The organism is Streptomyces manipurensis (genome assembly GCF_049570255.1).
GTDB lineage: Bacteria > Actinomycetota > Actinomycetes > Streptomycetales > Streptomycetaceae > Streptomyces > Streptomyces manipurensis.
Window position 1 is genome coordinate 4112623 of sequence record NZ_CP186950.1, and the last position, 13417, is coordinate 4126039.

At 71.6% G+C, this 13417-nt stretch carries 13 protein-coding genes; 7 read left to right on the forward strand and 6 right to left on the reverse strand.

Going from position 1 to position 13417, the window contains the following annotated elements; all coding sequences use genetic code 11:
* Positions 1-129: 129 nt before the first annotated feature.
* Both ACPU2J_RS19055 and ACPU2J_RS19060 read right to left on the reverse strand, forming a co-directional pair.
* Positions 130-1773, reverse strand: a complete 1644-nt coding sequence (locus tag ACPU2J_RS19055; protein WP_365079085.1) for a threonine/serine ThrE exporter family protein — start codon at positions 1771-1773, stop codon at positions 130-132.
* A 192-nt stretch (positions 1774-1965) separates the two neighbouring features.
* Positions 1966-2460, reverse strand: a complete 495-nt coding sequence (locus tag ACPU2J_RS19060; RefSeq protein ID WP_360874330.1) for an inorganic diphosphatase — start codon at positions 2458-2460, stop codon at positions 1966-1968.
* Positions 2461-2654: 194 nt separating this feature from the next.
* Here ACPU2J_RS19060 and dacB point away from each other — a divergent pair, with 194 nt between their 5' ends.
* The 7 genes from dacB (at position 2655) to ACPU2J_RS19095 (ending at position 11296) form a co-directional block, all read left to right on the forward strand.
* Complete coding sequence (dacB, locus tag ACPU2J_RS19065; protein WP_423833695.1) at positions 2655-4097, forward strand: D-alanyl-D-alanine carboxypeptidase/D-alanyl-D-alanine endopeptidase; 1443 nt, start codon at positions 2655-2657, stop codon at positions 4095-4097.
* 38 nt (positions 4098-4135) lie between these two features.
* On the forward strand, positions 4136-5287 hold the full coding sequence (locus ACPU2J_RS19070; RefSeq protein WP_361592529.1) for a zinc-dependent metalloprotease: 1152 nt from the start codon (positions 4136-4138) through the stop codon (positions 5285-5287).
* 299 nt (positions 5288-5586) lie between these two features.
* The gene (tilS, locus tag ACPU2J_RS19075) at positions 5587-6663 is read left to right on the forward strand and encodes a tRNA lysidine(34) synthetase TilS (RefSeq protein WP_361592526.1); all 1077 of its coding nucleotides are present in this window, start codon (positions 5587-5589) and stop codon (positions 6661-6663) included.
* Between the two features lie 65 nt (positions 6664-6728).
* Entirely contained in the window at positions 6729-7289 is a 561-nt protein-coding gene (gene hpt / locus ACPU2J_RS19080) for a hypoxanthine phosphoribosyltransferase (RefSeq protein WP_030228417.1), read from the forward strand.
* 215 nt (positions 7290-7504) lie between these two features.
* Positions 7505-9529, forward strand: coding sequence for an ATP-dependent zinc metalloprotease FtsH (gene ftsH, locus ACPU2J_RS19085; RefSeq protein WP_361592523.1), 2025 nt, complete (start codon positions 7505-7507; stop codon positions 9527-9529).
* 105 nt (positions 9530-9634) lie between these two features.
* The gene (gene folE / locus ACPU2J_RS19090; protein WP_361592520.1) at positions 9635-10243 is read left to right on the forward strand and encodes a GTP cyclohydrolase I FolE; all 609 of its coding nucleotides are present in this window, start codon (positions 9635-9637) and stop codon (positions 10241-10243) included.
* A 201-nt stretch (positions 10244-10444) separates the two neighbouring features.
* The gene (locus tag ACPU2J_RS19095) at positions 10445-11296 is read left to right on the forward strand and encodes a hypothetical protein (RefSeq protein ID WP_423833697.1); all 852 of its coding nucleotides are present in this window, start codon (positions 10445-10447) and stop codon (positions 11294-11296) included.
* A gap of 3 nt (positions 11297-11299) precedes the next feature.
* On the opposite strand, the gene ACPU2J_RS19100 is transcribed toward ACPU2J_RS19095, so the two are convergent.
* The 4 genes from ACPU2J_RS19100 to ACPU2J_RS19115 all read right to left on the reverse strand — a co-directional run bounded on the left by ACPU2J_RS19100 (position 11300) and on the right by ACPU2J_RS19115 (position 13393).
* Positions 11300-11794 carry a DUF3180 domain-containing protein gene (locus ACPU2J_RS19100; protein ID WP_399816494.1) on the reverse strand — a complete coding sequence of 165 codons (495 nt, stop codon included), beginning with the start codon at positions 11792-11794 and terminating at the stop codon, positions 11300-11302.
* Between the two features lie 58 nt (positions 11795-11852).
* Positions 11853-12461, reverse strand: a complete 609-nt coding sequence (gene folK / locus ACPU2J_RS19105; RefSeq protein ID WP_423833698.1) for a 2-amino-4-hydroxy-6-hydroxymethyldihydropteridine diphosphokinase — start codon at positions 12459-12461, stop codon at positions 11853-11855.
* Positions 12458-12817, reverse strand: a complete 360-nt coding sequence (gene folB / locus ACPU2J_RS19110; protein ID WP_030010912.1) for a dihydroneopterin aldolase — start codon at positions 12815-12817, stop codon at positions 12458-12460. Before folB ends, folK begins: the two co-directional genes overlap by 4 nt.
* A gap of 132 nt (positions 12818-12949) precedes the next feature.
* Complete coding sequence (locus ACPU2J_RS19115) at positions 12950-13393, reverse strand: nuclear transport factor 2 family protein (protein ID WP_423833699.1); 444 nt, start codon at positions 13391-13393, stop codon at positions 12950-12952.
* Between the last annotated feature and the right edge of the window lie 24 nt (positions 13394-13417).

Sequence of the window (13417 nt, forward strand, 5' to 3'; positions counted from 1 at the left end):
GGGCCAGCGCGGCCGCCACGCCAAGCGCTGACCGGCCCCCTCCCCGAAGGGCCGCCGCCCGCCTCCAGAGGCCGGCAGAGCGGCCCTTCGCCGTGTCCGGCTCCGGGCGCGGTCTGCGCCGTACGGGTCCTAGTAGCCGCGGGTCCGCTTCGCCGCCGAGCGTTTGGCGGCGCTCGCGGCCCCCGGGATGCGCATGAACAGCCGGGAGGTCTCCGACCCCAGGTTGACGCCGATGGCGATGGCGAGGGCGATGGCCGCCGCGTTGACCAGGGAGCCCAGCCCCTCGTTGAGCCGGTTCTCGGCGATCAGCAGCAGCCCGTAGTACGTCGCCGAGCCGGGCAGCAGCGGGCCGATCGCGGCCGTCACGTACGGCAGGGCGGAGGCGAAGCGGTAGCGGGAGAACAGCTGGCCGAAGAGGCCCACCAGCCCGGCCGCGACGGCGGTGGAGGGCACGGGCGGGATGCCGCCCGCGTAGTGCAGGGCCCCGAAGGTCACCCAGGCGACGGCCCCGTTGAGGGTCACGATCCACACCGTCGCGCGTTCCTGCTGGAGCAGGATCGCGAACGTGAACACCAGCGCCATCGAGGCGGCGATCTGCACCAGCGGCCGCTGGGTGATCTGGAGGACCTCTTCCGGTTTGGGCGAGGCACCCAGCTGGAGCCCGAGGTAGAGCACCACGAGCACGCCCATGATGATGCCGATGAAGAGGTACATGACCTCCAGCAGGCGGGCCGAAGCGGTGATGTAGTAGCCGGTCAGGCCGTCCTGCACGGCCGCGACCAGGGCCCGTCCGGGCAGCAGCGCGAACAGCCCGCCGGTGATGACGGCGGAGGCCTTGATGTCCTCGATCTCCGCGAGCTTGAGCGCCACCCCGAAGGCCGCGGGCGGCATCGCCGCCACCACGAACTGATAGAACTCGGGCAGTCCGCGCCCGGCGCACAGCCACGCCAGCCGGTCACCGAGGACCGCGCCGAGTGCGGCTGCGAAGAACACCAGCACACCGCCGCCGACGAGCACCGAGGCGGCCCCGGCGAGCAGCCCGGCGGCCGCCGTGAGCACCCAGGTGGGGTACGGGTGCCGGTTGCGCCGGATCTCGGCCAGCCGGCGGTAGGCCTCCTCCAGGGAGACGTCCACCTCGGGCGTGCTGATGTCCGCCACCAGCTTGAACACGGCCGCCAGCCGCGTGTAGTCCGTGCCCCGGCGGCGCACGGTCCGGTTCACCGACACCGGGTGGTCGACGAGGGACGGCTGGTGGCTGATCGACAGCAGGGTGAAGGTGACCGTCGGTTCGCAGCGGTCCAGCCCGTAGGAGTGGGCCACCGCGAACATCGCGGCCTCCACGTCCTCGGAGCCCTCGCCGCCGGCCAGCAGCAGCTCGCCGATGCGCAGGGTCAGGTCCAGCACGCGGCCCACGGCGGGAGCGTGCTCGCTGGGCCGCTGCACGAGCTCCGGTACGGGCCGCACGTCCGCCGGCATGCGCAGCATCGTCCGCATCCGGTCCTGCCAGGGCGACTCCGTGATCCGGGCGACGGGGAAGCCGTGGCCGGGCGTGTAGGCGGGCGGGGAGTGCGCGGCGCTGTAGGTGGCAGGGGTGGCGAACGCCGAGCCCTCGGGCTCGGGCTGGGCCGGCTCGGTGCCCGCCGGAAGGGCGAATTCGGAGGTGGGCTGGTCCTCGTCGAGGACCTCCGGTTCCATGCCGGGCGGAACCGTGAAGGCGCTGTGCGCTTCGTCGGACTGGGGCTTCTTGTCCTCCGCCCCGTCGGCCTCCGCCACGCGTCCTCCCGTTCGTGATCACCCGGAGTATCAGTATGCGGAATCGTTTCGTCCCCGCGCACGCCCGGACCCGCCACCCGCACCGGCGCCCGGCGGCGGACGCGCGAACGGGCGGCACCCCCGGAGGGATGCCGCCCGCTGTGTCACGACGGGCCGGGGGAGTCCCCCGGCCCGTCACCGCCGAGCGCGAGCTCAGTGGTGGCCGCCCTGCGCCTGCAGGCGCTTGTAGGAGGCCTCGATCTCGGCCTCGGCCTCGGTGCGGCCGACCCAGTTCGCGCCCTCGACCGACTTGCCCGGCTCCAGGTCCTTGTAGACCTCGAAGAAGTGCTGGATCTCGAGGCGGTCGAACTCCGAGATGTGGTGGATGTCGCGCAGGTGCTCGACACGCGGGTCCGAGGCCGGGACGCACAGCAGCTTGTCGTCGCCGCCCGCCTCGTCGGTCATGCGGAACATGCCGATGGCGCGGCACTTGATCAGGCAGCCCGGGAAGGTGGGCTCGTCCAGGATGACCAGCGCGTCCAGCGGGTCGCCGTCCTCGCCGAGGGTGTTCTCGACGAAGCCGTAGTCCGTCGGGTAGCTGGTCGAGGTGAAGAGGCGACGGTCCAGGCGGATCCGGCCGGTCTCGTGGTCCACCTCGTACTTGTTCCGCGAACCCTTGGGGATCTCGATGGTGACGTCGAACTCCACGTCCTGCTCCTCCATGATCAGCCCCGGCCCTGTGCCGGGGCTTGATGTGCTCCGAGTGGTAGCGCGTCCGGCCAAGCCCTCCCGGGTACCGCTGGGAGGTACCCCCAGCCGGGTGGGGTGCCATGCTCGCGGCAAGACGCAGTGGTTAAGTGTCCCTCACGCATATGTGTGATCGCGAAAGGGGCTGGTCCGAGGTGCCTTCGGTCAAGACCTGGCAGCTCATCGCGGGTGCGGCCGCCGCCGGCCTCGCCCTGTCGGTGGCAACGGTGGCCGCCGCCGGTCCCTGGGACTCCGGCCAGCGTAAGGCCGAGCGGGACAGGGCTGCCTCCTGGGGCCTCACGGGTGGCGCAGATCACGGCGCAGACCCCGGCTCGGGCCCCCTCCCGCAGGCCGCGCCCAGCGCCCCCGGCGTGCTGGACGCCACCGGCCCCGGCGCCGCGCCGGGCCAGGCGCCCGCCGCCGCGGGCGGCGCGGGACTCGCCGCCACGCTCGGCCCCCTGCTGGCCGATCCCGCCCTCGGCACCGCCCGTTCCGCCTCCGTCGTCGACACCGCCACCGGGCAGGTGCTGTTCGAGTCCGGGGCGCGCAACGCGATGACCCCCGCCTCCACCGTCAAGATCGCCACGGCGGCGGCCGCACTGGCCGCCCTCGGACCCGAGCACCGGATCAGGACCACCGTGGTGCCCGGCGCCACCCCCGGACAGGTCGTCCTGGTCGGCGGCGGGGACCCCTCCCTCACCGCCAAGCGCAAGAGCCCGGCCGGATCCGGCGGCAGCCTCGTCGCGCTGGCCGCCGACGCCGCACAGGCCCTCAAGGCCGCCGGCACCGCCACCGTGACCCTCGGCTACGACGACTCGCTCTACACCGGACCCGCCCGCCACCCGATCGGCGTCAACCCCAACATCGCGCCCGTGACCGCCCTGGCGGCCGACGAGGGCCGCCCCGACGACTCCGCCTCCGGGCCCGTGGACCGCTCCGACGACCCGGCCCGGGACGCCGCCCTCGCCTTCCGCGACCTGCTGGCCGACCGCGGCATCACCGTCACCGGCGAACCCGCACGGACCAAGCCCGCCGCGGGAGTCCAGCCGCTGGCCGTCACCCTCTCCACCCCCGTCTCCGGACTCGTCGAGCGGATGCTGACCAACAGCGACAACGACATCGCCGAGGCCCTCGCCCGCCAGACCGCCCTCGCCTCCGGGCAGCCCGCCGGCTTCGAGGGCGCCGAGAAGGCCGTCACCGCCCGGCTCGCCGGCCTCGGCCTCGACGTCAGCGGCTCCCGCTTCGCCGACGGCAGCGGCCTCAACCGCGCCGACCGGGTCACCGCCGGGCTGCTCACCGGCCTCCTCGCCAAGGCGGCCGACCCGCGCCACCCCGAGCTGAAGCCGGTCCTCACCGGCCTGCCCGTCGCCGGCTTCACCGGGACCCTGCGCGCCCGCAACGCCGGCACCTCCCCGGCCGCCGGCCTGCTCCGCGCCAAGACCGGCACCCTCAGCGGCGTCAACTCCCTCTCCGGGACCGTGGTCGACTCCTCCGGCCGCCTCCTCGCCTTCGCCTTCCTCGCGGGGAACACCCCGGGCCCCGAGGGCGCCGAGAAGGCCCTCGACAAGCTCGCCGCGGCCGTCGCCGCCGCTTCGTAGGGGGTCCGCCGGAAGGCTCGTCCACGTACCGTTGACGCATGACGAGCATCAGTGGTGCGGAGATGGTCGACTGGAATCTCGCGGTGGCGACCGCGACCCGACTGGTACGCCCCGGGCCGGAGGTCACCCGGGGCGAGGCGCGGGCCGTCGTCGCCGAGCTGCGCGGGCACGCCAGGACCTCGGAACGGCACGTGCGCGAGTTCACGCGGATGGCCACCCTGCTCCCCGAAGGGGTGGCCGTCCCCGACACGCCCGTCCTGGTCGTCGACCGGGCCGGCTGGGTCAAGGCGAACGTCGCGGGCTTCCGGGCCCTGCTGACGCCCCTCCTCGGCAAGATGCAGGACCGCCGCGCCGGCGCCCCGGGCGGAGCCGTCCTCGGCGCGGTCGGCGGCAAGGTGACCGGCGTCGAGCTCGGGATGCTGCTGAGCTTCCTGGCCTCCCGGGTGCTGGGGCAGTACGAGACCTTCGCCCCGGTCTCCCGCGACCTCCCGGCCTCCCCGGCGGGCGGCAGGCTGCTGCTCGTCGCCCCGAACATCGTGCACGTCGAGCGCGAGCTGGAGGTGAACCCGCACGACTTCCGGCTCTGGGTCTGCCTGCACGAGGAGACGCACCGTACCCAGTTCACCGCCGTCCCCTGGCTGCGCGACCACCTCGAAGGCGAAATCCAGACGTTCCTGGGCGCCACCGAGATGGACCCGATGACCGTGCTGGAACGCGTCCGGGAAGCCGCCCAGTCCTTCTCCGGGGCCCGCCCGGACGCCGAGCGCGGCGAAGAGGGCCGCTCCCTGGTCGAACTGGTGCAGACCCCCGAACAGCGCGAGATCCTCGGCCGCCTCACGGCCGTCATGTCCCTGCTGGAGGGCCACGCCGACTTCGTCATGGACGGCGTCGGCCCCCAGGTGGTGCCCTCCGTCGCCGAGATCCGCGAGAAGTTCCAGCAACGCCGCGCCAGCGGGGCCGGCCGCCTCGACGCCGCCCTGCGCAAGCTGCTCGGCCTCGACGCCAAACTGCGCCAGTACCGCGACGGCGAGCGCTTCGTCCGCGCCGTCGTCGGCCAGGTCGGCATGGACGGCTTCAACCGGGTCTGGACCTCGCCGAACACGCTGCCCACCAAGGCGGAGATCGACCGGCCCGCCGACTGGGTGGCCCGCGTCCACCGCAAGGCCGGCGAAGGGAGCCACGAAGCGTGACGCACGGGCGCGCGAGCCGTCCCGCCCGCCCGGGACGGCCACCGCGGGCCCCACTGGTTCACTCGCGTCACATGTGCCGTAGAGGCCTAAACATGTCTCACCGGGGGAAGCAGCGTCACCCGTCCGAGGGACCGTGAGGCCGAGAAGGGCGTGCAATGCTCGGGGAACGGTTCGACTCTGTCACCATCGACGCACTCTGAGTGACATCCTCCCGTCCGCGGGGGCAGCCGGGCAGCACACCCCCATCGCACCACCCCGAAGCCTCCGAGGCATCCGAACTCCACCGAAGGGCACCGGACATGGGTCCCCATCCTGCGGTCGCGGCGATACGCCTGGCGGTCCGCCGCGTACTCCACGACGTCCTCACCGAGCTGACCGTCCCCCGGACCCCGTCCGGCACGGTCCCGCGCGCGGCCCGCCGCACCGGGGCGGGCGCACCGCCGCTCGTCCTCGTCGCCTGTTCCGGCGGCGCCGACTCCATGGCGCTCGCCTCCGCCCTCGCCTTCGAGGCCCCCAAACTCGGCATCCGGGCCGGCGGCATCACCGTCGACCACGGCCTCCAGGCCGGCTCCGACCTGCGCGCCGCCGAGGTCGTCAGCCGCATGACCGCCCTCGGCCTCGACCCGGTGGAGTCCGTCGCCGTGCGCGTCGGCCGCGACGGCGGCCCCGAGGCCGCCGCCCGCGACGCCCGCTACGGAGCCCTGGACGAGGCCGCCGACCGCCTCGGCGCGGCCGCCGTCCTGCTCGGCCACACCCGGGACGATCAAGCGGAAACCGTCCTGCTGGGACTGGCCCGAGGCTCCGGCATCCGCTCGCTCTCCGGCATGCCCGAGGTCTCGGGAGGCCCCGGCGGCCCCGGCCGTCCCGGCCGCAGCCACCGCTACCGGCGCCCCTTCCTCCAGGTCGACCGGCAGACCGCCCGCAAGGCGTGCATGGTCCAGTCCCTGGCCGTCTGGGACGACCCGCACAACATGGACCCCGCCTACACCCGCTCGCGCCTGCGCCACGAAGGACTCCCCGCCCTGGAGAAGGCGCTCGGCAAGGGCGTCGTCGAGGCCCTCGCCCGCACCGCCCAGCTCTCCCGTGACGACGCCGACGCCCTGGACTCCTGGGCCGCCGAGGCGGAGCACGGAGTCCGCGACGAGGACGGCCGCCTGGAGTGCGCCAAGCTCTACGCCCTGCCCCCCGCCGTCCGCCGCCGCGTACTGCGCAGGGCCGTGGTCGCCGCGGGTTCCCCGGCCGGCTCCCTCTTCGCCCGCCACATCGAGGAAGTCGACCGGCTCATCACCGGATGGCGCGGTCAGGGCGCCATCAACCTGCCCGGCCGGGTCGAGGCCCAGCGGCAGGGTGGCAGACTTGTCATCCGGCAGGGCTGATTGGTGCTGAAACACGGCTGAGTCCTCCGGGGGACACCCCGGAGCCCCGGCCGACAACGAAAGTGATGCGGGTGGACGAGAAGGACATGGGCAGCGACCTCCAGTCGGTGCTCATCACCAAGGAAGAGATCGACGCGAAGCTGGCCGAGCTGGCCGCGAAGATCGACGCGGAGTACGCGGGCAAGGACCTGCTCATCGTCGGTGTGCTCAAGGGCGCCGTGATGGTGATGGCGGACCTGGCGCGCGCCTTGTCCACCCCGCTCACGATGGACTGGATGGCGGTGTCCTCGTACGGCGCCGGGACCCAGTCCTCCGGTGTGGTGCGGATCCTCAAGGACCTGGACACGGACATCAAGGACAAGCACGTCCTGATCGTCGAGGACATCATCGACTCGGGCCTGACCCTGTCCTGGCTCCTGTCGAACCTGGGCTCCCGCCAGCCGGCCTCCCTGGAGGTCGTCACGCTGCTGCGCAAGCCCGAGGCGGCGAAGGTCGCGATCGACGTCAAGTGGGTCGGCTTCGACATCCCCAACGAGTTCGTCGTCGGCTACGGCCTCGACTACGCCGAGAAGTACCGCAACCTGCCCTTCGTCGGCACGCTCGCCCCGCACGTCTACGGCGGCTGATCACCCCTCCGTCCCCCCGGGGTCCCCGCGAGGAGCACACCCGCTCCGGGGAACCTGGGGGCGATTCCCCCCGTTGAAGCAGGGGAAGGCGGGTCTGTCAGCCGTCCCACGGGACCGCGGGCGACAATTCAGGGGTACATTCCGAAGAACAGTCTTTACTCACAGCAGCATTTACCTACGGGCAGGAGGGACGGGGTGCCCGGCACCCCGTATGGATGGACGTGAAGCGATACTTCCGTGGGCCGGTCATGTGGATCGTGCTGGCCGTCCTCGCCGTGGTCGTGTTGATGAATGTCGTCGGCTCCGGCGGCGGCTACAAGTCGGTGGACACCAGCGAGGTCATCAAGGCGATCAACACTGGTCAGGTGGAGACAGCCAAGCTGACCACCGGCGACAGCCAGATGATCAAGATTGAGCTCAAGCAAGGCCAGAAGCTCGGCAAGCACGACGGCACCAAGTTCCAGGCCAACTACATCGGGGATCAGGGCGTCCAGCTCGCCCAGACCCTCCAGACCAAGTACGACGCCGGTCAGATCCCGGACGGCTACTCCGTCACGCCGGACAAGACCAGCCCGTTCCTGAGCGTGCTGCTCTCGCTCCTGCCCTTCGTCCTCATCGTCGTTGTCTTCCTGTTCCTGATGAACCAGATGCAGGGCGGCGGCTCCCGGGTCATGAACTTCGGGAAGTCCAAGGCCAAGCTCATCACCAAGGACACCCCGAAGACGACGTTCGCCGATGTCGCGGGCTCGGACGAGGCCGTCGAGGAGCTCCACGAGATCAAGGAGTTCCTCCAGGAGCCGGCGAAGTTCCAGGCCGTCGGCGCCAAGATCCCCAAGGGCGTGCTGCTGTACGGCCCGCCCGGCACCGGCAAGACCCTGCTGGCGCGCGCCGTCGCGGGCGAGGCCGGCGTTCCCTTCTACTCGATCTCCGGATCCGACTTCGTCGAGATGTTCGTCGGTGTCGGTGCCTCGCGTGTCCGCGACCTGTTCGAACAGGCCAAGGCCAACGCCCCGGCGATCGTCTTCGTCGACGAGATCGACGCCGTCGGCCGGCACCGCGGTGCGGGCCTCGGCGGCGGCCACGACGAGCGCGAGCAGACCCTCAACCAGCTGCTCGTCGAGATGGACGGCTTCGACGTGAAGGGCGGCGTCATCCTGATCGCCGCCACGAACCGCCCCGACATCCTCGACCCGGCGCTGCTGCGCCCGGGCCGTTTCGACCGGCAGATCGCGGTCGACCGTCCCGACATGCAGGGCCGTCTGGAGATCCTCAAGGTCCACCAGAAGGGCAAGCCGGTCGCTCCGGACGTCGACCTCTCGGCCGTCGCCCGTCGCACCCCCGGCTTCACCGGTGCCGATCTCTCCAACGTCCTGAACGAGGCCGCGCTCCTCACGGCCCGCTCGGACAAGAAGCTGATCGACAACCACATGCTGGACGAGGCGATCGACCGCGTCGTGGCGGGCCCGCAGAAGCGGACCCGGATCATGTCGGACCGCGAGAAGAAGATCACCGCGTACCACGAGGGCGGACACGCCCTGGTCGCGGCGGCCTCGCCGAACTCCGACCCGGTCCACAAGATCACGATCCTGTCCCGCGGCCGGGCCCTGGGCTACACGATGGTCCTGCCCGACGAGGACAAGTACTCCACCACGCGCAACGAGATGCTCGACCAGCTCGCCTACATGCTGGGCGGGCGCGCGGCAGAGGAGCTCGTCTTCCACGACCCGACCACGGGCGCGGCGAACGACATCGAGAAGGCCACGGCCACGGCGCGAGCCATGGTCACGCAGTACGGCATGACCGAGCGTCTCGGCGCGATCAAGTTCGGCGGCGACAACACCGAGCCGTTCCTGGGCCGCGAGATGTCGCACCCGCGGGACTACTCGGAAGAGGTCGCGGCGCTGGTCGACGAAGAGGTCAAGAAGCTCATCGAGACCGCGCACAACGAGGCCTGGGAGATCCTCGTCGAGAACCGCGACGTCCTCGACAACCTCGTCCTCGCGCTGCTGGAGAAGGAGACGCTGGGCAAGGAGGAGATCGCCGAGATCTTCTCGACCATTGTCAAGCGCCCGGCCCGCCCCGCGTGGACCGGCTCCTCCCGCCGCACCCCCTCCACCCGTCCGCCGGTGCTCTCTCCCAAGGAGCTCCAGCTGACGAACGCGGCGAACGGCACCTCCGCCGCCACGCCGGTCTCCACGGAGAAGGGCATCGAGGTGGCTCCGGAGGACCGCCCCGAGTAGCCAGGGGCTCGCCCCACCCGGAATGGAAGCCGCGCCCCCCAGGTTCTAGCCTGGGGGGCGCGGCACATTTGTACGACCGCGTGTGCGGACAGGAACGAGGATGAGATGACCGACCCAGTGACCCTGACCGGTGACGAGGGCAGGATCGGCGAGTTCGACGAGAAGCGCGCGGAGGCAGCGGTCCGCGAACTCCTGATCGCGGTCGGCGAGGACCCGGACCGCGAAGGCCTCCTGGAAACCCCGGCGCGCGTGGCGCGCGCCTACCGGGAGATCCTGGCCGGGCTGTGGCAGAAGCCGGAGGACGTGCTGACGACCGTGTTCGACCTCGGCCACGACGAGATGGTCCTGGTGAAGGACATCGAGATCGTTTCCCTGTGTGAACATCATCTTTTGCCATTCCACGGTGTCGCGCACGTCGGCTACATCCCGGCGGAGAACGGCAAGATCACGGGCCTGTCGAAGCTCGCCCGCCTCGTGGAGGTCTACGCCCGCCGCCCGCAGGTGCAGGAACGCCTCACGACCCAGATAGCGGACTCCCTGATGGAGATCCTCGACGCGCGCGGCGCCATCGTCGTGGTCGAGGCCGAGCACATGTGCATGTCGGTCCGCGGCATCCGCAAGCCGGGCGCCAAGACCACCACGTCCGCCGTCCGCGGCCAGCTCCGCGCCACGGCCACCCGCGCCGAGGCGATGAGCCTGATCATGGCGCGCTAGCCGCGTTGTCGGTGCTGTCCGCTACGGTGCCCCTCCGTGACTCCAGTGCGCGGAGGGGCACCGATGGTGTGGGGCGTGCCGAGCAGGCAGACGGTGAATGCGGTCGGCGGGCGGCTGCGGGCGCGAGACGTCCGCCCGGGAGACCGCTTGTGGACCTTGCGGGGAGGCCGAACCGAACCGACCGAGGTCACCGACGTACGCGTGGCCAGGACGCGTGCGCTCGTCGACGTCACCACGGACCACGCGACCTTCACCGTGGCCCCCGACCAGCTGCTGTGGACTCCCGACGGATGGACGCACGCGCGGGACGCCGTCGGCACCGTGGTGGCCTGGTCGCAGGCTCGCAAACTGCGGCGGGGAAGGTTTTCGGTCCAGCCCGGCTATGAGTTCGGCTACCTGGTGGGGGCTACCTGCTCCGACGGCACGGTGGGCAAGAACTACGTGTCCCTCGTGGTCAACGACGAGGCGTTCGCCGCGAAGTACGCGGATTCGCTGACTCTCGTCACAGGCCTGGCCGCGCGGCTGGAAGCCGTGACGAGACCCTCCGGCTACCTCGGCCGGGACGTACCCGGCTTTCGGGTCCGTGTCGTCTCTTCCTACCTCGCCGACCTCATGCGGCAGTACGTGGGCGGTGACCCCCACCACCTGCGCCAGCGCTTTCCCCGCGTCGTACTCAGGGACGCGGCGACCTTCGACGGGTTCCTGGACGGATACGAGGACGGTGACGGGTACAGGGTCACCCGATGGCCGGCCAGGGTGCTCATCAGCTCGAACGTGCCGTTCCTGGCTGAGCTCGCCACGATCGTGGGCGCGCGGTTCACGCCACGGGCGAAGGGCCTGGCGTCGCGGCTCGTCGTCGCCGACAGCTGGCCGACGCGCGGGACGTTCCGGGCGGAGGAGCACGCCCTCGACCTCGACGAGTCGAACTGGGTCGAGGTCAGGGCCGTCACAGCACGGGCACCGAGCACCAAGCCGTCCACGGTGTACGGCTTCCGGCTCGCACCGCACCCCGGCTTCCTGGTGAACGGGCACCTCGTGCGGGCCCCAGGCTGAGGCTCAGGCCCGGGCCGGGGATTCCGGGGTCGGGGTGTCGTCGTCGTCCTCCGGGAGTTTCAGGACGTGCTCCAGGAAGAGGGCCGCGGCGATGACCGCGATGCCCGCCAGGACGGAGAAGCCGGCGTACCAGGCCTGGTCGCGGCGGGCCGGGACGTCCAGGGCGTCGGTCAGCAGGAAGACGCCGACCCCGCCGTACATGCCCGCCACCAGGGCCGCCACGAGGGCGCTGGCCTGCCCGAAGACCAGTGCCCGGGCCGCCATCAGCGGCTCCACGCCCTTGGCGCCCGGCCGCCGCTCCCGCTGGGCCTTCAGGCGGGCCCGCAGGGACAGGGCGGTGGCCAGCAGCACGACGGCGATGACGCCGAGGACGATCGGGGCGGCCAGCGGGACCCCGGGCAGGGTGCCGTAGGCGTTCCACAGCCGGGCCCCGGCCCAGGACAGGATCCCGGCGACGGCGAAGATCCCCGCCAGGACCGCCGGCCTCAGTTGCTTCACGTGCCCGTTCCCCGCTCTCTGCTTGCTGCGCCGTCCCCGGCAGTCCACAAACTAACGGCTATTCGGGGAGGTGGAGTTCCAGATCGGGGCGCGGCGTCACACCGGTGAGGCCGATTCCGGCCAGCAGCGCCGAGACCGCTCCGTGGCCCGGCAGCTGGGCCTCGGGGTCGATGTCGTTCCAGGGCGCCAGGACGAACGCGCGCTGGTGGGCGCGCGGGTGCGGGAGGGTGAGGGCCGGGTCGTCGGAGACGGTGTCCGCGTAGGCGACGATGTCGACGTCGATGGTGCGGGGGCCCCAACGCTCCTCGCGGACGCGGTCGAAGGCCTCTTCGATGGCGTGGCCGCGCTCCAGCAGGGAGGACGGGGGCAGGGTGGTCTTCACGGCGACGACCGCGTTGAGGTACGAGGGCTGCGAGCCCGGCTCGACGCCCCACGGCTCCGTCTCGTACACGGGGGAGACGGCCTTGACCCGCATGCCCGGGGTGTCTCCGAGGGCGTCGACGGCGCCCTGGAGGGTCTCCAGGCGGTTGCCCAGGTTCGCGCCGAGCGCGAGCACGGCCCATTTGGGGTTGGACAGGGTCACGTCCGCCGCGTCGACCGTCTCCACGACGGAGGCGGGCACCGGCTGGACGGTGGGGTCGCTCGGGGCGTTCAGTCCGTGGTTCATGCGCGGCTCCGGGTGATCGTGATGGTCACGTCGTCGAAGGGGACGGTGATGGGTGCGTCCGGCTTGTGGACGACGACCTCCACCTGCGCCACCGCTTCGTGCTTGAGGCACTGCTGGGCGATTCGCTCCGCGAGGGTTTCGATCAGGTCCACGGGCTCGCCCTGGACCACGTCGACGACCTCCTCGGCGACGACCCCGTAGTGCACGGTCTTCGCCAGGTCGTCCCCGGCCGCCGCGGGGCGGGTGTCGAGGTGCAGCACGAGGTCGACGATGAAGGTCTGGCCCTCCTCGCGTTCCCGGGGGAAGACGCCGTGGTGCCCGCGGGCCTTGAGGCCGCGCAGTGCGACACGATCCACGCGAATCACTCCTGCTTTCGTAGGTTCTTCCGGTCCCGGGGGCTTCCCGGGGCCATGGGCCTACGCCGAGTGCGGTCGGCGTCGTCCGTCTTCGAATTTACCTGCGAAATACTCCGGCCCCCGCCGTCGGGGTCAGGAGGCGTCCTCCTCGTCCTCGTCCTCGGACTCCGTGAGCACCGGAGAACCGTGGTGGGACCACAGGCGCCAGCCCTCCGATGTGCGTCGGAACACATTCGTGGCGACGACCAGCTGGCCGACGAGCGGGCCGAGCTCCCCGCCGTCCTCGGCGGGCCCGCCGCTGAGGATGTTCTCCGTGCAGGTGACCAGTGCCGAGTCGCCCACGACGGCCACTTTGGTGTCGGTGAGGAAGAACTGGATGTACTCGGTGTGGGACATGATCAGCGCGTACGAGCGGAGCACCTCGCCGCGGCCCGACAGCACCGGCCAGCCGGGGTGCACGCAGGAGATCTCGTCCTCGAGCCACAGCGCCGACAGAGCGTCGAAGTCCCCCCGCTCCATTGCCTCGTAGAAGGCCGTGTTGACCTCTTCGACCGCTTCGATGTCGGTTCTGCTCACAGTGCTCCTTGGCGGTCGCGGGCG

What these genes read in the sequence shown, in the direction of transcription:
- tilS (WP_361592526.1), top strand. Translation starts at nt 5,587, where the DNA reads ATGGGTCCCCATCCTGCGGTCGCGGCGATACGCCTGGCGGTCCGCCGC.
- folK (WP_423833698.1), bottom strand. Translation starts at nt 12,461, where the DNA reads ATGAACCACGGACTGAACGCCCCGAGCGACCCCACCGTCCAGCCGGTG.
- hpt (WP_030228417.1), top strand. Translation starts at nt 6,729, where the DNA reads ATGCGGGTGGACGAGAAGGACATGGGCAGCGACCTCCAGTCGGTGCTC.
- ftsH (WP_361592523.1), top strand. Translation starts at nt 7,505, where the DNA reads ATGGACGTGAAGCGATACTTCCGTGGGCCGGTCATGTGGATCGTGCTG.
- ACPU2J_RS19070 (WP_361592529.1), top strand. Translation starts at nt 4,136, where the DNA reads ATGACGAGCATCAGTGGTGCGGAGATGGTCGACTGGAATCTCGCGGTG.
- folE (WP_361592520.1), top strand. Translation starts at nt 9,635, where the DNA reads ATGACCGACCCAGTGACCCTGACCGGTGACGAGGGCAGGATCGGCGAG.